The 21,574-nt window shown below is 45.8% G+C and carries 25 protein-coding genes; 6 read left to right on the top strand and 19 right to left on the bottom strand.

Annotated features, from left to right (window positions below):
* The 3 genes from ARCVE_RS09830 to ARCVE_RS09820 form a co-directional block, all read right to left on the bottom strand.
* Complete coding sequence (locus ARCVE_RS09830; RefSeq protein ID WP_013684621.1) at nt 1-429, bottom strand: nucleotidyltransferase domain-containing protein; 429 nt, start codon at nt 427-429, stop codon at nt 1-3.
* Complete coding sequence (hepT, locus tag ARCVE_RS09825; RefSeq protein ID WP_013684620.1) at nt 413-811, bottom strand: type VII toxin-antitoxin system HepT family RNase toxin; 399 nt, start codon at nt 809-811, stop codon at nt 413-415. The genes ARCVE_RS09830 and hepT overlap by 17 nt, the downstream gene beginning before the upstream one ends.
* Before the next feature lie 179 nt (nt 812-990).
* Nucleotides 991-2,100: a hypothetical protein gene (locus ARCVE_RS09820; RefSeq protein WP_013684619.1), complete on the bottom strand. Its 1,110-nt coding sequence runs from the start codon at nt 2,098-2,100 to the stop codon at nt 991-993.
* 325 nt (nt 2,101-2,425) lie between these two features.
* Between ARCVE_RS09820 and ARCVE_RS09815 the strand changes: the two genes are divergently transcribed.
* Nucleotides 2,426-2,656: a hypothetical protein gene (locus ARCVE_RS09815; protein WP_013684618.1), complete on the top strand. Its 231-nt coding sequence runs from the start codon at nt 2,426-2,428 to the stop codon at nt 2,654-2,656.
* The gene (locus ARCVE_RS09810) at nt 2,620-3,012 is read left to right on the top strand and encodes a PIN domain-containing protein (RefSeq protein ID WP_013684617.1); all 393 of its coding nucleotides are present in this window, start codon (nt 2,620-2,622) and stop codon (nt 3,010-3,012) included. The genes ARCVE_RS09815 and ARCVE_RS09810 overlap by 37 nt, the downstream gene beginning before the upstream one ends.
* Before the next feature lie 636 nt (nt 3,013-3,648).
* On the opposite strand, the gene ARCVE_RS11165 is transcribed toward ARCVE_RS09810, so the two are convergent.
* From ARCVE_RS11165 to ARCVE_RS09745, 12 genes are all read right to left on the bottom strand, one after another.
* Nucleotides 3,649-4,672 (bottom strand): IS630 family transposase gene (locus tag ARCVE_RS11165; protein ID WP_156786017.1). Its coding sequence is split into 2 segments (ribosomal slippage): nt 3,649-4,200 and nt 4,202-4,672, totalling 1,023 coding nucleotides; the frame shifts between segments, so codons are not numbered across the junction.
* Nucleotides 4,673-4,721: 49 nt separating this feature from the next.
* A complete protein-coding gene (gene guaA, locus ARCVE_RS09795) occupies nt 4,722-5,633 on the bottom strand; it encodes a glutamine-hydrolyzing GMP synthase (RefSeq protein WP_013684616.1) in 912 nt (303 codons plus the stop codon).
* Nucleotides 5,634-5,668: 35 nt separating this feature from the next.
* Nucleotides 5,669-6,382, bottom strand: a complete 714-nt coding sequence (thiD, locus tag ARCVE_RS09790; RefSeq protein ID WP_013684615.1) for a bifunctional hydroxymethylpyrimidine kinase/phosphomethylpyrimidine kinase — start codon at nt 6,380-6,382, stop codon at nt 5,669-5,671.
* A 42-nt stretch (nt 6,383-6,424) separates the two neighbouring features.
* Nucleotides 6,425-7,033: an MBL fold metallo-hydrolase gene (locus ARCVE_RS09785; protein ID WP_013684614.1), complete on the bottom strand. Its 609-nt coding sequence runs from the start codon at nt 7,031-7,033 to the stop codon at nt 6,425-6,427.
* An 8-nt stretch (nt 7,034-7,041) separates the two neighbouring features.
* Entirely contained in the window at nt 7,042-7,308 is a 267-nt protein-coding gene (locus ARCVE_RS09780) for an elongation factor 1-beta (protein WP_013684613.1), read from the bottom strand.
* A gap of 10 nt (nt 7,309-7,318) precedes the next feature.
* Nucleotides 7,319-7,522 (bottom strand): zinc finger domain-containing protein, encoded by a 204-nt coding sequence (locus tag ARCVE_RS09775; RefSeq protein WP_232215800.1) that lies wholly within the window; start codon nt 7,520-7,522, stop codon nt 7,319-7,321.
* Nucleotides 7,509-8,114: an amino acid kinase family protein gene (locus tag ARCVE_RS09770; protein WP_013684611.1), complete on the bottom strand. Its 606-nt coding sequence runs from the start codon at nt 8,112-8,114 to the stop codon at nt 7,509-7,511. Before ARCVE_RS09770 ends, ARCVE_RS09775 begins: the two co-directional genes overlap by 14 nt.
* Complete coding sequence (locus ARCVE_RS09765; RefSeq protein ID WP_013684610.1) at nt 8,111-9,085, bottom strand: hydantoinase/oxoprolinase family protein; 975 nt, start codon at nt 9,083-9,085, stop codon at nt 8,111-8,113. Before ARCVE_RS09765 ends, ARCVE_RS09770 begins: the two co-directional genes overlap by 4 nt.
* Nucleotides 9,066-9,839: an MBL fold metallo-hydrolase gene (locus ARCVE_RS09760; RefSeq protein WP_013684609.1), complete on the bottom strand. Its 774-nt coding sequence runs from the start codon at nt 9,837-9,839 to the stop codon at nt 9,066-9,068. The genes ARCVE_RS09765 and ARCVE_RS09760 overlap by 20 nt, the downstream gene beginning before the upstream one ends.
* A 1-nt stretch (nt 9,840) precedes the next feature.
* Complete coding sequence (locus ARCVE_RS09755; RefSeq protein WP_013684608.1) at nt 9,841-11,073, bottom strand: ATP-binding protein; 1,233 nt, start codon at nt 11,071-11,073, stop codon at nt 9,841-9,843.
* A 104-nt stretch (nt 11,074-11,177) separates the two neighbouring features.
* On the bottom strand, nt 11,178-11,585 hold the full coding sequence (locus ARCVE_RS09750; RefSeq protein ID WP_013684607.1) for a hypothetical protein: 408 nt from the start codon (nt 11,583-11,585) through the stop codon (nt 11,178-11,180).
* 193 nt (nt 11,586-11,778) lie between these two features.
* Nucleotides 11,779-12,549: a DUF7839 domain-containing protein gene (locus ARCVE_RS09745; protein ID WP_013684606.1), complete on the bottom strand. Its 771-nt coding sequence runs from the start codon at nt 12,547-12,549 to the stop codon at nt 11,779-11,781.
* Between the two features lie 147 nt (nt 12,550-12,696).
* Between ARCVE_RS09745 and ARCVE_RS09740 the strand changes: the two genes are divergently transcribed.
* Nucleotides 12,697-12,969: a UPF0058 family protein gene (locus ARCVE_RS09740; protein ID WP_013684605.1), complete on the top strand. Its 273-nt coding sequence runs from the start codon at nt 12,697-12,699 to the stop codon at nt 12,967-12,969.
* Here the strand turns inward: ARCVE_RS09740 and rimI are convergent.
* Nucleotides 12,950-13,396 (bottom strand): ribosomal protein S18-alanine N-acetyltransferase, encoded by a 447-nt coding sequence (gene rimI / locus ARCVE_RS09735; protein ID WP_013684604.1) that lies wholly within the window; start codon nt 13,394-13,396, stop codon nt 12,950-12,952. The two genes, ARCVE_RS09740 and rimI, sit on opposite strands and share 20 nt — an antisense overlap.
* Before the next feature lie 33 nt (nt 13,397-13,429).
* Here rimI and ARCVE_RS09730 point away from each other — a divergent pair, with 33 nt between their 5' ends.
* The 3 genes from ARCVE_RS09730 (at nt 13,430) to ARCVE_RS09720 (ending at nt 17,599) form a co-directional block, all read left to right on the top strand.
* Entirely contained in the window at nt 13,430-13,840 is a 411-nt protein-coding gene (locus ARCVE_RS09730; RefSeq protein ID WP_013684603.1) for a UPF0146 family protein, read from the top strand.
* A gap of 30 nt (nt 13,841-13,870) precedes the next feature.
* Nucleotides 13,871-14,764, top strand: coding sequence for a type I phosphomannose isomerase catalytic subunit (locus tag ARCVE_RS09725; RefSeq protein ID WP_013684602.1), 894 nt, complete (start codon nt 13,871-13,873; stop codon nt 14,762-14,764).
* Between the two features lie 198 nt (nt 14,765-14,962).
* Nucleotides 14,963-17,599 (top strand): UPF0182 family membrane protein, encoded by a 2,637-nt coding sequence (locus tag ARCVE_RS09720; protein ID WP_048086292.1) that lies wholly within the window; start codon nt 14,963-14,965, stop codon nt 17,597-17,599.
* A gap of 51 nt (nt 17,600-17,650) precedes the next feature.
* Here the strand turns inward: ARCVE_RS09720 and ARCVE_RS09715 are convergent, their stop codons facing one another.
* The 3 genes from ARCVE_RS09715 to ARCVE_RS09705 are packed head-to-tail and all read right to left on the bottom strand — an operon-like array spanning nt 17,651 to nt 21,552.
* Nucleotides 17,651-19,405: a ribosome biogenesis/translation initiation ATPase RLI gene (locus ARCVE_RS09715; RefSeq protein ID WP_013684600.1), complete on the bottom strand. Its 1,755-nt coding sequence runs from the start codon at nt 19,403-19,405 to the stop codon at nt 17,651-17,653.
* Nucleotides 19,406-19,414: 9 nt separating this feature from the next.
* Nucleotides 19,415-19,675, bottom strand: a complete 261-nt coding sequence (locus tag ARCVE_RS09710) for an EMC6-like membrane protein (protein ID WP_394295115.1) — start codon at nt 19,673-19,675, stop codon at nt 19,415-19,417.
* A gap of 29 nt (nt 19,676-19,704) precedes the next feature.
* Entirely contained in the window at nt 19,705-21,552 is a 1,848-nt protein-coding gene (locus ARCVE_RS09705) for a threonine--tRNA ligase (protein WP_013684598.1), read from the bottom strand.
* Between the last annotated feature and the right edge of the window lie 22 nt (nt 21,553-21,574).

The raw sequence follows: 21,574 nt of genomic DNA, 5'->3' as shown, positions 1-21,574 counted from the left end.
TCAGGGTTCTAATGACTTTAATCTCCTCGTGATTCTCCTGCCCCTTTCGATTGCCTCCAGTTTCTCTTTATAGTTGTCATGGTAACTTATTCTGTGTTTTATGTCTTCCCAGAACTTCCTCCAGAAGTAGAAGTACTCGGAGATTTCCAGTTCATCACCAAAGACTACTATGTAATCTTCGATTATTGATGCCTTGACCTTCAACGGCAGTAGCTCGAAAATTCTGATGTCATATACAGGCTTTACCTTTCCGATGAGTTTCTTGAGTATTGCAAAGTTCTGCTTTTCGTCTCTGATTCTCGTAATAACTGCAACATCTATGTCTGATCCTTTTCTAAATTCTCCCGTAACGTAGGAACCAAAGATAACAACTTCGTACTTTGATAGGGGTTGAAGATCTTTTTTAATCTGGTCAAGACTCAATCTCATCGAGGACACGTTCCACCTTTTCGATGTATTTTGTCAGGGTTTCTCTTACTTCTTCAACAGATTCAAGCACAAGCCTCGTGTCTATCCTGTTGTACCTGTGAACTAACCAGTTCCTCAATCCGTTGCACATTTTCAGCATTTCTGCAAGCTTGTTGTCTATAACGCCAATTTCCGCCAAAATGTCAATATTGCTATAGTCGTCCTCAACCCTCTTTCCCAAATCCTTAACAAGCATCGCGGCTATGTCCATGGCTGCCTCAATGGCCGTAAGCAGATTGTAAAAAGTTCCACTAATTTCGATAGGCTTTTCAGGTTCTGGAGGTATTTCGTTTAGAGCTTCGAGAATGTACTCGATTTTTTCTTTGTATCTGTTGATTCTCATTTGGAGATTACTTTGAGTGGGATGCTTTATATTTTTCTCTGGACAATAAACTTTCAGCCTTCAAGCTCCTCCATCGTTTCAGAGAACCCGCAAGTAGAAGTAGCAAATACCTTTGCGCATGCTGTGTGGATGCTTCATTCTGGTGGCCCCACAATCCTGCAGTTGAGAACATGAAGTAACTAGCTGTATTTTCTCACAAGCTCGATAACCCTTTCTATGTCTCTGTAAACAATGTCCTTGTTTTCTCTGCACCATGTCTCAAAATCCTGCTCTCTCTTTTCTCTTCTTTCATAATCCATTTCTAAAGCTTTCTGTCCTATATACATCTGGGCTCCAGCTCCAGCCAGAATTGCTATTGATAAAGGTAACACATGCGGTGCCCAATCTGGGAGTGGGTATGGATTGTTGAGGAGATATTTGGTTAACTCTATGCTGGCATCTCTCAATTGAGGTACATTATCCAGAATCGCGGCACCGATGACCATTACAGGCAGACCTATATATTTATTGACTGCGTGAGCCCATCCGGAAGTCAGGCTTGGAATTCCGTCACTACCCACTATGGAGTGCCATCTGGCATAGTTGCTCTTCTCCTTGATTTTTAGGGCTGTAACACCACGCTCACGAACTATACCCCAATAAGTTCTAAGTAAAACTTCCAGTTCTATGATCCCATTCTTGACCATCTCATAGCATTTTTCAAGGATTTCCTCATAGCCTGCTTCTTCTGGCATGAGCCACACACCACTTCCGAGCCTATCGGGATTGTGAAATGTGTTGTATTTATACTTCTCTATTTGAAGTTTTAAGGGCATGATTCTGAGTTCCTCTTCATCCATATTCCTGTACTTTTCCTTCAATTCCTTCGCAAGTTGCTTTCTTTTTTTCACATCACCGCGTAACTCATTCCATATTTCTTCCTCGAACATATCGTTTGCTCTGAGATGCATGTATAAAAATTTATCAGTAGAGTCTGTAGTGCCTTCCATATGCGGTAAACCAAGAATCGGCCACTTTGTTATGGCATACCTCAACCTTTTTTCATCTCCGTACAGACCCACTAGACCTGTGGCGAGAATTTCCTCCGCACTCACTGGTGTTACATATGGCTCTCCTTTTTGAAGAGACTCTATAGCATCCTGAACTCTATAACCTGGAGATTCATCAAATTCACGATTTTTTTCTGCTTTTTTAATAAATTCCAGCAATTCCGGTGTTAGATAACCTTCAAACCGTACGTTGGCATAGATGGAATCTGCAGGATCTGGTAAAGCGTTTTTGGAACTCATACATCCTCACCAAGTTGCGGGCTTAGTGTGGATAGATAATTGAAATTGAAAATAAAAAATTTTCGAAAGATAAAGTTTTGTTGTTGGAGATTGCATAAAAGCGAAATAAATATTATATAATTATAAAAGTTCATAAAATCTCTAATCCAGCTCGTACAGAATCAAAAGAACTCCTAAAAGGAAATCTGTTCCCAGAACCTCTCCTCAAACCTTGAAAACTTCTACGGCATTTCTACCAAACATTCCATGATAACCGGCAGAATGAGTTAGAACAAGTAGCATCCTACTAAAAACATTTAAAACATTACTCACCAAAAATTTAAACATGGCAAAAACAATAACGCTAACCCTTGAAATCCCTGAATGGATTGATGAAATTAAACTTAAGGAAGAGCTGCTAAACTTAGTAAGAAATCTATCGGATAAGTACTACAAGGCTAAAAGGCTTAGGGAATTAGTATCAGAGCTCGATTTTGATGAAAAAGAGCTTGAAAGATTTGAAAAGTCGAGAGATGAAGTATGGAAGGAGAGGAAGAAAGAATACGGGCTGTTGTAGATTCAAGCATCGTATTTTCACTCGTAATCAAGGGTAAACAGAGCGCATATCTTGATTTCTTTCTCAATGATAGACTAGAGCTTTACGCTCCAGAAGAAATAATTTACGAGTTCAGAAGGCACAGCAAAAAGCTCAGAGACAAATCTGACACGTTTGAAGAAGCTATGTTCCTCGCCTTTTCTTTCATAAAGATTATGCCGAGGGAGTTTTACATCGATGTCATGCAAAAAGCTTATAACATATGCAAGTTCGACGAGAAAGACTCACCATTCATTGCTTTGGCATTAAAGCTTGGGATTCTATCTGGACAAACGATAGGGGAATCATCGAAAACAGGGGAGAAACAGCTGAACTGAGAGAGCTATTAAAATGATCTCGTGATAAGCTTTTTTGTTTGCACTTCTCCTCTAACTTCTTCTATACCGATGTCTCAGAACTGAATGAAGCTCAGAGAATCCTTGCATCCCCTCTCACTGATGATGTCTGGATGTGTATCGTTAAGTATTTTTGACTTTTAAATACTTTGACAGATAAAGAAGAACTGTAGAACTGTTTATTATCCACTCCTTTTACCCCTAATTTCCATTATAACGCCCTCAATAATCTTATCAACGAATTCTTTTTTGCGTTGTTGACAATCTCACGGCCTCATCTTCCATACGAAACAGAATTCCGTAATCTACAACTTCTCTCTTTTCCTCGCCGTAAGTTAGAACTCTTGCATATGTATCTCTATTAGAAGGAAAGTTTTTAGAAGATTTTTCCCTCTAATAGGGAAAGTTCAAGACCAAAAAATGTTAGCTTATTATCTAAATATATGTCCAAATTTTTACAATAATCTCTGCGTCGGCTATATACTCAGGCTGGAACTTCCTTACTTGACAAATAAAAAATAGATCCAAGTTACTTTTTCTCTGAACATTTCTGAGCTTTAAGCTAACTTTCAGACTCTTTTGGGTTTTGACATTCAATTTCCATTTTCTCAATTATGGTTAGGTGCAAAACATCTTAAACTTATCTCCCAAGAACTTCTCAATCCAAGCCGTTGCAAAGGAGATTGATTCAGTTAACTTTCTGAAAGCCTTGGAAATCGTTTCCTTCAGCTCCTCTATATTCAGCGGAGATACTTCAGAAACAAACCTTTTAACGCTCTTCCAAACGTTCTCAATCGGATTCAAGTCGGGAGAGTAGGGAGGGAGATAAACCAGTGCAATATCAAGCTTTTCAGCTTCCTCTCTCACTTTCTTTGCATGATGCGTCCTGAAATTATCGAGAACGATCACGATTCTTTTCCCAGGATTTGTTTCTCTAATCTTTTTTAGAAATGCTATGAATTCTTCAGTCCTGTTTCTTTCTGGAAACTCTATTACGCTCTCTCCGTTCAAGCTATAGAATCCTGAAACCTTAGCTTTGACGTACGTGGCAACTCTTTTAACCGGCTTTCCGAAACTCCACAGCCTTGCAGTATTTGCATTCGCTTCGACTGCCATCTCATCAATGAATCCTAGGATGTCTTGATCAATCTCAGCTTCATCCAGGTTTTTTTAAAGTGTCCTCAGCGTTATCGGGCTTTCTGTAATCCTTCTGATAAGGTTTAGCGTATTTCATGCCAAAAGATCTGAGAATTCTCCTGACCTGCCACGAAGAATACTTAACTCCAAACTCAGCTTCAATTAGCTCCTGAACTTCTTTCGTCGTCCACGAATCCCCTTCTTTTAGCATCTCTCTGAGTTTCTCTTTCTGCTCCTTCGTGAGTTTTGCTGGCCTTCCCCCTCCAAATTCCGGAATTAAGCCTTCGTAGCCTTTTGAGTTCCACCTTTTTAGCCATGCGTAGCCTGTTGCTTTGGTAATTCCTACGAGTTCGGCGGCTTCTTCAACGTTCATTCCTTTATAGAGGTATCTTATGAAGTAAAGTCTCTTAAGAACTCTCGTGTCTTTTTCAAGCCTTTTGATTCTTCTATCGAGTTCTTCTGCTGGCAGATGCTTCACTACTTCGTAGACGCGTTTTCTACCCATGGTTTTGGTTGTTATTTTTAGTATAAATAGTTTTGCTCAAGACCATAAATCACTCAAATTCAATCGTAGCAGGAGGCTTCGGCGTTATGTCATATACGACCCTCGAAACTTCCGGTATTTCGCCGGTAATCCTGAGGGCAATCTTCCTCAGCTTCTCGTAGTCTATTTTTATTGGGTCTGCTGTCATCCCATCTCTTGACTCGACGGCTCTTATTGCTATAATGTAACCGTAAACTCTGATATCTCCCTTAACGCCCGTTGCCTGCCCTATCAGTGCAGCGAAAGCCTGCCACTTCTCATACTCTTCGAGTTCCTCCTCTACTATTGCATTGGCCTTCCTGACGACTTCAACTTTCTCCGGCGTTACCTCGCCGCACACCCTCACAGCGAGTCCTGGCCCCGGGAAGGGCATTCTCTCAGATATCTCCTTGGGCAGGCCGAGATACCTTGCTACTTCCCTCACTTCGTCCTTGTAGAGTTCTCTTAATGGCTCAATCACGTCTTTGAACTTGTAGTGAAGCGGAAAGCCTCCAACGTTGTGGTGGCTCTTTATCCCACCCATGCTCTCAATGATGTCAGGATAAATCGTGCCCTGAATCAGGTATTCTGCTTTGTACTCCTCAGCAACCCTCTCGAAAACTCTTACGAATAGTTCTCCCACGATCTTGCGCTTCTCTTCAGGATCTGTAACGCCCTTGAGAGCTTCAAAGAACTCATCTTTAGCGTCAACAAAAACGAGGTTCATGTGACCAAAGATCTCCTTAACTCTCTCCGGTTCACCTTCCCTCATTAAGCCGGTATCGACAAAAACTGGAATCAGGCGATCGCCAATAGCTTTGTACGCAAGAACCGTACAGACGGAGCTATCAACACCTCCGGATAAGGCAATAATCGCTTTACCGTCCTTAACTTTCTCTCTTATTTCCTGTATTGCCTGTTCCACGAACTTTTCAACATCCATGACCATGCGTCAGGCTGCGAGGCTTTAAGCTTTTCTCATGGATTCACGACAGGCAAACACCTTCCAACTCTCAAAGCTCTCTTGGCTGCGCTGGCAACGAACTCCCTTGCCTTAATCGCTGCCTCCTCAAAACTGAAATCAACGAGGTAACATGCGAGGGCTGTCGAGTAAACACATCCGGTACCGTGCACCTCCATGCCCGTATGCTCTCCTGCAACGAGGTGGAATGTATCGTTGCTGCTATCGTAGGCGACATCCACCCCATCCACTCCCGTTACCACCACACTGCAACCAAACTTTCCAGCAATGATCTTTGCTGCAAGCTTCGCATCTTCAATCGATTTAACACCGATTCCGGAAAGCTGCTCTGCCTCGTATGCGTTCGGCGTTATAACATCGCATTGTTCTGCAAGCTTTTCGCAATCCTTTTTGCTGCCGAGCTCGTAGCCCACAGTAGCCTTCAGTACCGGATCGAGAACCTTCACTTCGGCTTCCGGGACTTCAAAGGCCTTTGAAACTCCGATCTTCACCGCTGATAGCTCGACATCTTCGACAACGGAGTCTATCTGCCTTCTCAGAACATCGTCTGGCATCTGGAAAACCCCTGTAATTCTGCACGTGTTCTGATACGTAATGGCCGTTAACGCAACGCAGGGATAAAAGCCGAGAACCTTGGCTGCTTTCACGTCCGCAATAACTCCAGCCCCTCCGACGGGATCGAGGGCTGCAATAATTAGTATCGTTCGCATTGCCGATATATGCACTGCAATCTTAAAATTTGTTCTGCAGTGTTAAATCAGAACTCTCCTCGCTATCTCGTACGCCTTTTTAACGTGCTTTCCATCCTCCACAACATCCTCGTGGCCGGGATACAGCCTTTTTACTTCGAGTTCCGAGAGTTTTTTGAGGGATTCGATGAGACTCCTTGCATCTCCCCCCGGGAAGTCTACTCTTCCAAACCCTCCGTAAGCGAAGACTGTATCTCCGCTGAAGAGCCACTTTCGGTCAGGTTCGTAAAGGCATATGCTGCCGGGAGTGTGGCCGGGAGTGTGTATTACCTCCAGCCTGACGTTATCGAACTCGAAAACCTCTCCACCTTCGACGGTAACATCGGGCTTTACGGGTACGTAGAGCGGAGAAGCATTCAGTGAGGCAAATTCGTACTCCTTCGAGTGCATCACAACTTTGGCGCCAATCCTCTGCACAACGTCCGCAGCCTTTGCATGGTCGAAGTGGGAATGTGTTAAAAATACGTAATTCAGATCTTTTGGATCCATGTACTTCTCAATGGCCTTAAGCAGAAATGCGGCATCCCCGCCCGCATCAATCAGAATACCGTCTTCCTTAAGGAGGAATGCGTTCGCCGCAATGGGCGGGGTGACGAATTTTATAGGAGTCATTATAAATTTTAAAGCAGTTCTACCGACTCAATTTCAACGCTCTCAACGCCCTCAATCTGCTGGATTTTTTCTGCAAACTCGTCGCCCACGTTACCCTCGTCGGGCATAACCGCAGCAACGACCAGGGCCTTCAAACCGAAGGCTATAGGCTGGATGCCGACGTCCCTTATTTCAACATTTTCTGGAGCAGCAGCCTGTATTTTCTCCTTGATCGCTTCGAGGTCGACATCTACGCCTGTTGGCATAACTTTGAGCTTCATTACTACGTTTCCCATTTTACCACCTCTATGGTCCTATGAATCCACAGTTTTCGCACTTGTACGGGTTTGCAAGCTTTCTGCACCTTTTACACCTGTATATCATCTCACCGCATGTCGGACATGGAAATACGACGTAGTTCGTTCCAAACAGATTATTTCCGCATGTGACACAGTGATGCATGTCCATTACCATCCCCCTCCTCATACTTTTCCTTCTATTTACCTTCAATCAGCGTGCCTTTGGCTCTTCCTCCCAATATATAATTTTTTACCCTCCCCTCAACAAGCCCGTTGCAGACGAACATGTCAATGCCTGTCTCAACCATTAGTTTTGGGGCAAAGCTGTCCACACACGTTTTCTTTCCAATCAGCGCTGAAGCTTCAACGCGCTCGACGAACTCACCATCAACGTAAACACCATCAACGTTCGTTATCTTGATAACCTCTTCAACGCCGAGCTTTGAGGCAACCCAGACTGCTATGCTGTCAGAAGTAACGTCCCACGAGTGAGGCAACTCGTCTGCAAGGCGGAGGGTCTTATAGGGGAGAAGAACGCACAGCCCTTTGATCTCTTCTTCCTTGAGGTCTTCAACGGCGTTAACACCGAAGGACGAAATGTAGTGGGCATACATCTCCATCCCGGCTATGCACATCCAGTGTGCCGCTGAAGGCGGAAGTCTGCGCTGTTCGTCCAGTTCCCTTACAGAGTCGGCAAATATCCATCCTCCAGGAACGATGAGCACGTCTCCTCCGGCTTTGAGTTCGTCCAGTATTCCAGAAAGTCTCGAGGCCACGCTCCCCCCGAGCTTGGCGACCCTCATGGCTCGAACTCCTCGACAAGACGGGCCATTGCGTAGGCGGGGAAGTAGTGTGAACGTTCTCCGTACATCTCCCTTAGTGATATGTAATCCAGCCCGGCAGTTTTTGCCGCATGCTGGAGGATAAACTCCCCTATACCGCATCCCACAACGGTGTTGAGGCCGTGGATGGATGCAAGCCCGCTCATGGCATTTGCGATTTTTTCAATTATTGCCTTCTTTGCTTCTGCGGCAAGTTCGGTAACAAAATCTTCTCCAATCTCCTCGAGGTCGCAGCAAAGCTGTCTTGCGAGGCGCTGCATGCAGTTTTTAACTTCCTTTCCCCTCCCATCGGGAGTTTCGCATGTGTAATCATCAGCAGCGATGTCGCCGGTAACGACGAAAACATCGCCTGTTATGGCAAAAAACTCTGGGACGAGAGGGACAGTAAAGTGGGGCAGGACATGAAACACGGGAGTTCTGAGCACACCCATGTATATGAGCTCGCCCCTCTTCAACCTCTCATAATCCGTCTTTGCAGCGAGGATTTTTCCCTTCACCGGTATGAGGTCTGTTGTGGTTGAGCCCATGTCGGCAAAGAGGAAATCCTCGAAGGTTTTTGCGAGAAAAAGAACCGACGCAACCCAGTTGCTTGCTGCAAAGTCTGAAGGAGGGTTTGCTTCCCTGCTCAGCACACCATCGACGCTGAGAAAATAAACTTCGGAGTCTGGGAAGGCTTTGAGGACTGAAGACTCGACGAACTTAACACCTTCAGATTTGCTGCTGAAGACATCAGAAAGTTCTGCAGTTATTACCACGCCGACCTTCTCCGGCTCTAAGGTGTCGTTCAGTTCAGCAAGCCTGTTAGCAAGCCTGTCAGCATTTTTCCAGATAGGGAAGTAGATTATACCCCCCATACCTCCTTTCTCACCCTTTCCTTCCACGAGCGAGAACTTCAGGTTTGCCCCGCCGACGTCAAGGCCCAAAGAACTCATCGAGCCTCTCCTCTTCGCCGAAAGTGAACGTCTGAAAATCGTAGCCGACGGGATATTTCTTCACTGCCTGGCTGTGGGGAGGAAAGAAGTGTCCGAGGTGTGTCAGCACGGTTCTTTTCGCCCCTATGTTCTTCGCAAGCGATAGCGCTTCCACTGCATTCATGTGCTTTCTGAAGCGGTAGCCTTCAGGAGCGAGAGCCTCCACTATAAACAGATCTGCATTGTACATCTCCGCGAGGCTTTTTGAGGGCACTTCTCTGTTTGTGTCTCCACTGATGGCAACCTTGTAGCCATCGCATTCAACTACGACGCCGTGGCTTCTTCGCAGCGGTGGATGGTTGACATCAATGAGCGTGACCTTCATGCCAAAGAGGTCAAGAGGTTCGTAGCTTTCAACTTCAACCGGTTTGTACTTAATGAACTCCATGTACTTGCCTATGTCCTCGTGAACCTCGGGCGATGAGTAAACGACAACGTTGCTCTGAACTCTGTAAAAATCGCCAAAGCCAGAGAAGTGGTCGTAATGGCAGTGCGTCCAGATTACGGCATCGACCCTCTCAACGTCTGCGCGCAGAAGCTGGGCCCGCATGTCGGGTGAGGTATCTATTAGGAGAGTCTTGCCCTTGTTCTGAATCATTACTGAAAAGCGTTTTCTCTCCCAGCCATGCTTTCTCGCGTTCTCGCACGTTTTGCAGTGGCAGCCTATGACCGGCGTGCCTGGGGAATCACCTGTGCCGAGCAGTACGACCCTCATTTCAGTAGGATGTCTTCAGGCAGAGCCTTCCCTTGACTTCTTCCACCGCTTCAAGCAAATCCTGCTGGGTTATCTTCTTCTCTCCTCTCAGTAATGCTTTAAGCACTGCTTCTCTCACAACGAGCTTTATTTCTGCTCCGGTGAAGCCATCCGTTAGCTTGACGAGCTCGTCTATGTCGTAGCTGCCTTCAACCTTCGAAAGTGCAAGTTCGAAGATTTTCTTTCTCACACTTTCCGGAGGTTCTGGAAATTCAACAATTTTGTCGAATCTTCGCCATACTGCCGGATCGAGCAGGCTTGGGTGGTTTGTTGCTGCAATGAGTATCACTCCGTCTTCTATAAGGTTTATCTCGTCGATAGACTTCAGGAGGGTGTTTACCGCTCTCTTTACCGCTGCGTGCTCGTCGCTCGTTCTCGTTTTAGCAACGTAATCGAATTCGTCGATGAATAGAATGCAGGGGTTGAGTTTCTTTGCGATCTCGAAAACCTTCTCTATGTTCTTCGAAGTCTCGCCGAGGTACTGGCTCGTTATCATCGAAAGCTTTACCTCGACGAGCGGTACGCAGAGCTTCCTGCTGAGGGCTCTTGCAGTCGTCGTCTTGCCCGTTCCGGGTGGGCCTATGAACAGGAGCTTGCCGATGTCCGTTAGGCCTATACGCTTCAGGTAGCTCCTTTCTTCCATCGCCACTTCTATTTTCCTGATTTCTTCTATCTGCTCGGAATCAAGGGCCACGTCGCTGAAATCGACCTTTATGTCTTCCGGCGAGTAAATGCGAACGAGGCCAAGCATCTCTGCGGTGTCAGGACTCTTTTCGAGTTCTGCTATTACGCTTCTGAGCCACTCCCTATCGCTGTGCTTGGGTTCATTCCTTTTCTTTGCCTCTTCGTACGAGACGTTGAGGGAGTCGTAATTCTGGTAGAAGTAGGCAAGAACTGGATTGTTTCTTATATGCTCCACAGCTTCAGCCTTTGAGGCGAACCACTTTACGGCAGCATCGAATGACGTTACGACGAACTGCTTTGTGAATGTGTTCAGGTCTATGAACGGCAACTTGAGGACTTCATCGACGTTTCCAATCCGCTTTGCAGCGTCGAGCTTCACAACGAGAGGCCTCGATATGCCGTTTCTACCGTAGAATATCTTCCTGATTTCTTTGGGTATGTCGTCCTCTGTCAGCTCACTGAATCTGTTGTAGATTTCTGCGGTCAGGATTAACTCGACCAGCTTTAGCATGCTTTCCACCTGCAATCCAGAACAATCAGATTTGCGTTTTTTAAATTTTTTGTTCCTGCAAGTGGGGCGATTTTAGGAATTAAGTGTAGTTCCACTACCAAGGTTCACTCATACACCTCTGCAGCTTCTACTACGACATTGTATTTACCCGTCTTCTCGTAAATTTCATGCCTAAGCCAATCCCAATAGTCTTTGGAAACAGGAACACCGAACGTTCGAGTGTCGAAACATCTCATGCATTTATAATGCATGTATATCCTCCATCTATGTGCTTTGGGATTGCTATATTCCCTGTCAAAAGCGGTGGCAGATTTCCAGTACATTTCAAATTCATCAATTTTGCTAAGTAGTTCTCCAAGACTTTTTCCCCAGAGAAGTTCATTGAGAAAGCACGTTAGACAGATAACTTTGAATTTCGGCTTGAGTGGAGGTTGCAACTCGTATGTATATTCCCATTTTTCTTTAGTTCTCTCTTCGATGTCTGGGATTATAGCCTGCAGTGTGTCTTGCATTACATAACACCTCCCACTCTCATGACTCCAACTTCCCTAATTCCACCATTACAAGTCTGTTTCATAAATGGAAGGTAGTAGCCCGAGGATTTAACTTTTTGGATAGTGGAGCGATATCTTAAACCATGATATGTTACCTATGTTATTGGTTGATACTCCGTCTCATTGGGACAAATTGTTCGAGACTATGAACTCAGCATGTGAACTCCTTTACTTCAAAGCTGAGCTCTTCGTCTATCAGCTTCCTCAGCAGATCGTTCAGCATGCTCTCCGTGCACGCAACTATGACACCGCTGCCCTGATGGGCTGCTTCGACACACACGTCTTTTGCTCCAAAGAAAATAGGCTCCACACCAGCTTTTCTGCATGTAACAAGCGCCTCGACCCCTATAGCAACGACTATGCTCCTTGGTCTACTCTTTATTAGCTGTCTGAAAGCCTCGATTTCAACCTTCCTGCTTCCCCCCTCACCCACGTCCGGAACCTTCACGACAATTATCTCGCCTTTCTTCGGAGGCTCGAAACCGCTCGTAGCCTTGATAAGTATATCCTCTCCATCTGATGCTGACATGAGTGCAACACCGTTGCCCCCTTTCTCGGGCTTTGCGTAGATGTATCCGTCCTGAAACCAGTACAGTACTTCATCGCCCTCTTTTATGTCTCCGACTGATAGAGCAACGATGGAACGGGAGAATAGCTTTTTTACGAGTTCTTCGCTAAACAGATACAGGTCAAGAAGATTTTTAGTAAGCCAGTCCACACCCTTCTCTGTGACCTCATAGTATCCTTTATGTACGACAGAAACAAAACCTTCCGCAATCAAATCCTTGAAGTGCTCGGATATAGCCTGAGGTGTAAGACCGAACTTTCGCGCTATATCTCTCTGACTGCTCTGCTTATTCAAAACGAGCTCCGAAAGAATCAGAAGGCGCATGGTGTCCTTTCGACTGAGCAGCAGCTTCATTAGGATGTATAGGGGGTTCAGGAATACTTTAACTTTTCTCCCTTCAATATGTATGTCACTGTATGTACTTGTATAGGTTTTAAGGAAAATTATTTCTACTCCTTTGATTATGACGGACTTAGCCAAGTGAACAGTTGGGTGGTCAACATGCACAAGGAGGAGCTTGTACTTCTGCATTTGACGTTGTTCCACATGAAGAGGTTTTTTGAGGAGGCCGGAATTGCAAACGGCCACTTTAGACTCTATGAAGAGCTTGGTGTACAGCCTGTACACATCCATAAGAGCAAAGCAGAGCATAAAAAAGCGATTCTGACGCTGTGCAAAGGTATATCTGATATCTTTAAAGAAACACCGCCTGAAGAGGTTCTCCGAAACCCTAAGATACGGGAACTGCTTGAGATCATTGCCCCGCAAGGTTGAGGGCCATTACATAGGCGTCTTCCCCGTCGTTGTAGTAGTTTGGAATGATATCAACGATTTCAAACCCCTTTTTTTTATACAGATGCTGGGCAACGTAATTAGACACTCTAACTTCAAGGAACAGCCTTATTTTTCCCCTCTCTTTGCACTTCTTTATTGCCTCATCGAGTAGCTTTCCACCTATACCCATATTTCTAAACGCCTTTTTGACTGCTATGGACATTATCTTGGCCTCGAGCCCGACCTCCATAAGTGCTACGTAGCCAACTATTTTCCCTCCAATGTCTGCTACAAGCATGTCGCTGCCGTACGTCAGGTAGATGTATAGATCGTACGCCGGGTTTTTCGGAGAGAATGCTTCGTTATCTATCTCGAGCACATCTGTGTAGTCCGAAGCACAGTACTCTCTCACCACTACTGAGATCACGTTTTTATGCTGGGTGCTGTGAAAATATAAACTGTGCGGCCAGAGGCAATAGCGGACTACATATCCCGGAACTACAGCACAGCCGTGGAGGTATGTGTGGGAAACTACTGGGAAATCGCGAAGCTGATAGGCGACAAGCTCGTAGCTGCCGTTGACGTGAGACACGTTAAGGCTCCGCCTGGCGTGAGGTTCATCGTCGATGATGTTATGAATCCTTCAGACCTTCTGCTGGAGCTGTGCAGGCAGGTGGAGCTTGTATATGCGATTCGGCCACCTCCCGAGTTATGGAGATACATTCTTGCTCTATCAAAGCTTTCAAACTCAGATTGCCTAATCAGGCCCTTTGGTAATGAGTTTGCAGCTTCGCCTTTCAGACTCGTTAATTACATGGGGGAGCGGTTCTATGTGGCTTTGTTACGTCAGAATGTAACGGAAGCCGATTGAAATATATTTGTTTATATCCGAATATAATACATGGAAATTCCGGACTTTTTGCTGCAGGTTGAGGAAAATCTTGTGGAGAAGCCCTGGGCGGGCAACAATCTTTCACTGTTTAAGGGAGTGAACGGTAGAATAGGCGAGTCGTGGGAGTTCTCACCCCACCCGAAAAGACCATCTTTCGTTGGGATTGGGGAAAAAGTCGTTGCTCTCAGCGAGCTTGTTGGCGTTAAGGAGATTTTTGGTAAGTATAGGCCTATCCTCGTCAAGTTCATAGATGCTGCTTCTCAGCTCAGCGTTCAGGTTCATCCATCCGACAGGGATGCTAAAAAGCTTGGGGAGAAAGATGGAGGGAAGGAGGAAGCCTGGTTCACTCTTTCAGACTCTTTACTCATGATTGGTTTTAAACGCAGTGTAACGCCGGAAGAGTTCGTAAAAGCAGTGGAGAGCGAAGAAATAGTCGAATGCCTGAACGTTGTTCAGACTGAAGAAGGGGAAGCCTTCTATGTGCCATCTGGCACGATACACGCCATCGGCTACGGGTTTGTATTCGAGGTTTCGACTTGCTCGGATTTGACCTACAGGGTTTACGATTTTGGCAGAGGTAGGGAACTCCATCTGGAAAAGGCGTTAAAAGTGATGAATTTTGAGGCCTGCGACATCGAAGCGTTGAGGCAGAGAAAAAAGGATGGCCGAGTTATCGATACGCCCTTTTTTGCAGTTGACTGTGTCGAAGTCAGATCTGGAAGGGATGTTGAAGTTGAAAATGAAGCATACAGCATAGTAACGTGTATCGATGGCGGAGTGAAGCTTTCAAGCAGTGGCATGGTGGTAGAGTTATTGAAAGGGCGCTCGATATTCGTTACGGCGAAAACTAAGAAATATATTGTGTCTGGTAAAGGGCGAATTCTGGTGAGTTATCCGCGGTAGTGTTTTTTTGGATCGATTGAGTTCTTAGAGTAGTTCTACAGTATTATGGCAGCAAAAAGCCTCTTTTGCCCTCTTTAATCGAAACTACTATATTCGAGCAGGGGCGAACACGTATTTGAATACTGTAACTGTATTATTCTAATATAAAATATAAACACACAGAAAAGAATAAATATGGTAAAAGATAAACCAAAAAAGATGAAAAAACGATTCGAAGCGACAGTAGATAGGAAAATAGTACTATTTCTGATCATCGTTGCGCTTTTGGTCTCTCTAAGCATCGCCTTACATCTTTACACGGAACTTCTATGGTTTGAGTCCCTCAATCTTGATTCCGTCTTTATGGCCATGCTGTATTACAAAGTTGTTCTGTTTGCAGTCTTTTTTGTTGTTGCATTTGCCCTGCTCAGCCTCAACCGTTTTGCCCTTCAAAAAGCGAGCTATGAGTTTGGCGAACCCCTTAAATTGCCATTCTGGGTGGATCTATCACTGGCCCTACTTGTAGCCCTGCTCTTTTCTCGCTTGTGGCTGCAGTACGTTTACTTCACGAACTCGGTTGACTTCAACCTTAAAGATCCGATTTTTGGACTCGATGTCTCATTCTATGTTTTCAAACTTCCATTCATCCAGACTGTACTTTCCTTTTCCCTCTCACTGCTCATACTTGCCATCTTAATCTCGGCAGCGTACTACGCTTTCATATTCAGGTGGGTGAAAAGTTTTGATGAGCTCAAGGATGTATTCCCTCAAACGGGGTATGTTCATATCTCTCTGCTTCTATCTGGCATTTTCATCCTCATAGCAGCATACTTCTACTTCGCGAGGTTCGATCTGCTAACTTCTCCACATGGAGCGGTTATGGGTGCTGGCTATACAGATGTACACGTAAGACTTCCTGCAATGGGGTTAATCGCAGCATTATCGCTTCTTTTTGCTGGAATAAGTGTTTATTTTGGATTCCGAAGAAACATCGATGCTATATCTGCGCTCTTTATTGTTCTGGCAGTAGTGATAGTACTCTCCATTGTTGCAGTGCCCGCTGCTGTCCAGAAGCTTAAAGTTGAACCAAATGAGCTTGTTAAGGAGGAAGAATACATACGGTACGGCATAGACTTCACGAGGTTTGCCTACGGCCTAGACGTTAAGAAAATGTACTATTCTGCCGAGAACAATCTCAGCGTCGATACAATTGAAAGAAATCGTGGCACCATTGATAACATCAGAATCTGGGATCACCGCCCCCTGCTCAGCGTTTACAGGCAGATGCAGCAGATAAGGACTTATTACTTTATAAACGATGTTGATGTGGATCGTTACTACATTGATGGCAGGTACACACAGCTTATGATCACTGCAAGGGAGCTTTCAACCGATCTACTTTCGCCGAGAGCACAAACATGGCTTAACAAGCATCTGATATTTACTCACGGTTACGGTGTTGTTGCCTCGCCGGTAAATTCTATAACTAGGGAAGGTCTGCCAGATCTGATAGTTGAGGACATACCTCCAAAGGGAAAAATAGCTATTGAACGCCCTGAAATCTACTATGGCGAGCTGACAACAGATTACGTGATCGTTAAAACCAAGCAGAAGGAATTTGACTATCCTTTGGGGGAGGGAAATATTCTAACGACTTACAATGGTTCTGGTGGGGTTAAGCTCGATTCGTACTTTAAAAAGCTTATGTACTCGATAAAATTTGGCGACGTCAAGTTTCTACTGAGCGATTATATCACAACGGAAAGCAGTTTGATGTATCACAGGAATATAATAGACAGGGTATCCACGATAGCACCCTTCCTCGTGTACGACAAAGACCCCTATATAGCTGTAATAGATGGAAAGCAGTACTGGATAATCGATTCGTATACAACACTCGACAAGTTCCCGTACTCCGCAAAATATCCGACATTCAACTACGTTCGAAATCCAGTTAAGGTTTTTGTCGACACGTACAACGGAACACTCAAATTCTACGTTATTCAGGAAGAACCCGTTATTAAGGTTTTGATGAAAGCGTTTCCAGATCTTTTTATTTCAGCAGATAAAATGAGTGAAGAAGAGAGAGCCCACATAAGGTATCCAGTTGACCTGTTTGAAGTTCAAGCACATATTTACGCAACTTTCCACATGGATGATGCCAAGACGTTCTACAACCGTGAGGATGTATGGGTAATCCCGCAGGAGATTTTAGAGGATGAAAGAATAGAGATGGAACCCTATTACGTTATACTAACTCTGCCCGAAAGTAGCGAGCCAGAGTTCCTGTTAATGCTTCCGTTCACGCCGAAAGGAAGGGATAACATCATTGCCTGGTTGGCGGCAAGATGTGATGAGGAATACGGCGAATTAAGGCTGTATGAATTTCCGAAAGGTCAGCTGATTTATGGCCCTATGCAGATAGAGGCGAAGATCGATCAGGATCCCGACATCTCAAAGTTATTCACTCTCTGGGGGCAGGTTGGATCGAAGGTTATCAGGGGTAACTTGCTTGTTATCCCTATAGAGAACTCCATACTGTACATTGAGCCCATTTATCTGAGAGCTGTAAATGCCCAGATTCCAGAGCTCAGAGGCGTTATAGTTGTTTACAAAGATATGCTGGCGATGAGACCAACACTTGACGAAGCTCTGATAGCAGTATTTGGTGAGGAAGAGGTCAAGCCCGAAGTCATTGAGGATGAAAGCGTGCAGGATCTTGCGAGGTTATCGATAGATCTTTACAATCTGGCGATGGAGGAAGCGAAGGCTGGTAACTGGAGTGGATTTGGTGAAGCTATTGAAAGGCTTGGAGATGTGCTTACCAAGCTAAACCAGACTGCAGGGGTTAGTTAAAGTATTTGCTTTACAGTTCTGCCATCATCAACCCAACTCCCTCAAACAAATTCAGAAATAGTAGTAGTATTCACCCTTCGCCTTCTGCTCCCTGTCGAGCCTCGAGCCGAGCTTGTTAACTCTCGGCCTCTTCGTTTCTTCGTCACGCCTGAACGTTATACCGAGATTCGAGAGGAAGAGGTTCATTCCTTCTCTCATTCCTCTTGGTTTTCTTGCTACGCCCTTCCTCCCTGGTTCCCCTTCGAAAACAAGCAGACGGTCGCTTATCATGTCGATTAAGTATATGTCATGGTCTACGACGAGAACACTCTTCTCCATATTCAAAGCAAAGCGTCTTATGAGCCTTGCAACCTCTGTTCGCTGCTCTACATCGAGGTGTGCTGAGGGCTCGTCAAGCAGGTAGAGGTCAGCATCCCTCAGCAAACATGCTATTATTGCAACACGCTGTAATTCTCCACCGCTCAGGTCGTCGAGATTTCTGTCCAGCAGGTTCTCTATGCCAAGGGGTTTCAGGAACTCGGTTCTGTAGTAGGACGAATCAACGGCTGGATTTATGCCCCTCAAAAATGTTCCTACGGGCACGCTCACGTCAGCTTTAACGTACTGGGGCTTATAGGATACCTTTAGATCGAGCTTGATCTTCTTCTCATCGTCCTCAATCACTCCGGCGAGAACCTTGACGAAGGTGGATTTTCCAGTCGCGTTTGCTCCAACGACGCCGAGGACTTCCCCGTTCTTTATGTCTCCGCCTTCAGCATAGAGTGTGAACCCGGGATACGACTTCCTGAAGGATGGATACTCGAGAAGAATCTTCTCCGACTCGCCCTCTCTTGGCTGGAAAACTTCAAACTCGATTGGTTTGTCCCTTATTCTTACGTTCTCTTCGGGCAGGTATCCCCTAAGATACTGGTTAATTCCAACCCTGACGCCTTTTGGATTCGTTATAACTCCGTAAACGCCCGGTTCGCCGTAGCTTATGTGGACGAAGTCAGCGAGCATGTCGAGGATGGCTATGTCGTGTTCAACGATAAGCACGGGCTTCTCCTCTGCCTTCTCCCTTATAACCTTCGCAGCGGTGGTTCGCTGGTAGATATCGAGGTAGGACGTTATCTCGTCGAGAAAGTAGAAGTCCGCGTCTTTCGCGAGGCACGCTGCAATTGCGAGCCTTTGAAGCTCTCCACCGCTGAGCTCCGAAACGTCTCTTTTAATGGAGTTTTCAAGGTCCAGTTTCTGGATCAGCTCATCAGCAATCCCAAGCTCGTCTGCCTTTTTGAGGAGGTCGATGGCCTTGCCTTTGTAAACCTTCGGTATCGCTTCGATGTACTGGGGTTTTACAGCCGTCCTGACATTTCCGTCTGCGAGGGCCTTGAGGTAGTCGAGAAGCTCAGTTCCCGCAAACCTATCGAATATTTCTTCCCAGCTAGCCTCCTCCTTTCCGAGGTTTGGCTTTAGCTGGCCGGAAAGTATTTTCACAGCCGTGCTTTTTCCCGTGCCGTTTGCTCCAAGCAAACCAACGACGTAACCCTTCTTTGGAATGGGCAGGTTATAGAGGACAAAACCGTTAACGCCGTACCTGTGAACTTCTCTACCTTCGAGTTTTTCAGGCAGGTTTACTATAGATATTGCTTTGAAGGGACACTTCTTGACACATATTCCGCATCCAACGCAGAGTTCCTCTGATATGACTGCTTTATCGTTGACTACGACGGCCTCGGCTCCAGTCCTTACCTTCGGGCAGTACTTCACGCACTCGAGGCTGCATCGCTTCGGCTTGCATCGCTTTGCGTCAACGACCGCGATGCGCATGGCCACCACTTACAGGTTAAGCAGAAAAGTCCAGACGACGTACCAGGCTGCGAGGGATAGAAAACTTATTGCGAGCCAGTCCTTTCCCTCCGGATTGATGCCAAACTTTGGAAGAAGAAACTTGTGCAGATATATCAGAAAAACGAGTATTATTATACCTACAGGGTCTCTGTTGCCCCCTCCACTCGTTACTATATATGAGAGTACTCCCGCAATCCCTCCAAGGGCCAGTGGCATCAGGGTTTTGATCGTGTCAGTCAAGCCTATCACCATCCTGATTTATTCTTTTAACCTCAATTTCACCTGAAGGTGGGTCTTGATGAGAGAAGCATTGGGAGGGGAAGTGGTTTAAATGGTTTACCCTCACACTCCATTCTTATTCTCTCCACAAGTTCTTCAACGCTCATCTTCACACGCTTCTGCTCCTTCTGCGTCGATTCGGATCTTATTGTGACTGTAAGGTAGCCCTCATTTACCTCGTTCTCTCCCACAACAGCAATGTACGGAATCCATTCCATCGACGCATCTCTAATCTTCTTTCCGAGAGTCTCGTCTCTGTCGTCAACATCTACCCTAACGCCGTTCATCTTCTTTGCTACTTCTATGGCGTAGTCTACGTACTTTTCAGATACGGGAATTATCCTGACCTGTGTTGGCGAGAGCCAGACAGGGAGCATGGGGAGTTTGCCCTTCTCCTTCTCCATGTATGCCTTTTCGAGCAGCGCGTAGATGCACCGCTCAATCGCACCGCTTGCGGAACAGTGAAGGATAAACGGATGTTCCTTCTCTCCCTTCTCGTTCACGTACGTTATGTCGTACCTCTCCGCATTCTCGACATCGATCTGCACGGTTGAAAGAGCCGAGGCTTTTTCGAGAGCATCAACAAAGTTGAATTCGAACTTCAAAACGAAGTAGAAGAAGCGCTGGTCCCACATCTCAACGAGAATGGGCTTCTTGAGCACATCAACGAGAGAGTGTACGAACTCCTTGTTCTCGTTGTAGAAGTCCTTTGTAACTCTTATGGCAACCTCGTAATCTTCTGGTTCGAGCCCTATCTCCTTAAGGGTTTCGACACTGAGCTTGTACTGATTGAAGAACTCCTGCTTGGCCTGCTCCATGTCCTTGGTCAGCGTGTGCATATCTGGCATCGTGAAGGCTCTGAGCCTCCTAAGTCCAACGAGTTCACCGCGCTGCTCTTTCCTGAAGGAGTATCTCGTCAGCTCGTACATCCGAAGCGGGAGGTTCTTGTATGTAATCGTTGCGTCGCTGCACATCAGGAACTGACCAAAGCAGGCGGCAAACCTCAGGAAGAATTCTCTCTTGTCACCCTTTATTATATACTGTCTTGCAGGAAATCGCTCTAAATAACGGCGGAGCGTTGGGTGCTCCCTGCTGTACATTATTGGCGTTTCAACCTCCATCGCTCCGTATTCAATGCACTTCTGGGTTACGAAAGTTTCAAGAAGGCTCTTTATCAGCCTGCCCTTCGGATAGTAGCGCATGTGGCCAGAATCGCTCGCCTCCTCGTAGTCCGCAAGCTGCAGCTTTTTCATGTACTCGACGTGCGGTGGAATTGCATCAACGGCCCTTCTCTTTGCTATCTCATAGTTCGCAAACTTTTTCAGATTATCATAACCTGTGAAGTCGAACTTGTCGATTTCTACAAGCTTTTTATCAGGTGTCAGGATGTACCAGTAGCTCTTTACCTTTTCTTCGGCCTTTAAAGCCTGAGTGACCTCGCTGTCCTCGCCTTTGATCTCCCTTGACAGCTCGCTGAGCGGGTGCCCTTTGCAGGAGATCTTGAAGGCCTTGTACCAGCCGAAGGGAGCTCTGTGAACCTCAAAGCCTTCAATGCTACTCTCTATTGTCTTGAGAAGCTCTACCGCAAGGTCGGGGCTTGAAAGATTCGATGATAAGTGAGCATATGGATATATCATTATTCTCTCAGCACCAACCTTCCTTGCAACCTCCTCAATTTCCCTTGCAGCAGCCTTTGCCACTTCAGCATTGTCTCCCTTTTCAACGGCGGTGAAGGCAACGAGAACTTCTTCGACTCTCTCACCCTTCCCTTCGAAGGGTTCGGCTACCTTGGTAGCCTTTTTTGTCTCATACTCGATGTAATCAGCGTGAATGAGTAAAAGTTTCATGGAGAGCGGGAAGCGAGAAGAT

Origin of the sequence: Archaeoglobus veneficus SNP6 (assembly GCF_000194625.1) — an archaeon.
Taxonomy (GTDB): domain Archaea; phylum Halobacteriota; class Archaeoglobi; order Archaeoglobales; family Archaeoglobaceae; genus Archaeoglobus_C; species Archaeoglobus_C veneficus.
This window is presented reverse-complemented; position numbering and strand designations above follow the sequence as displayed.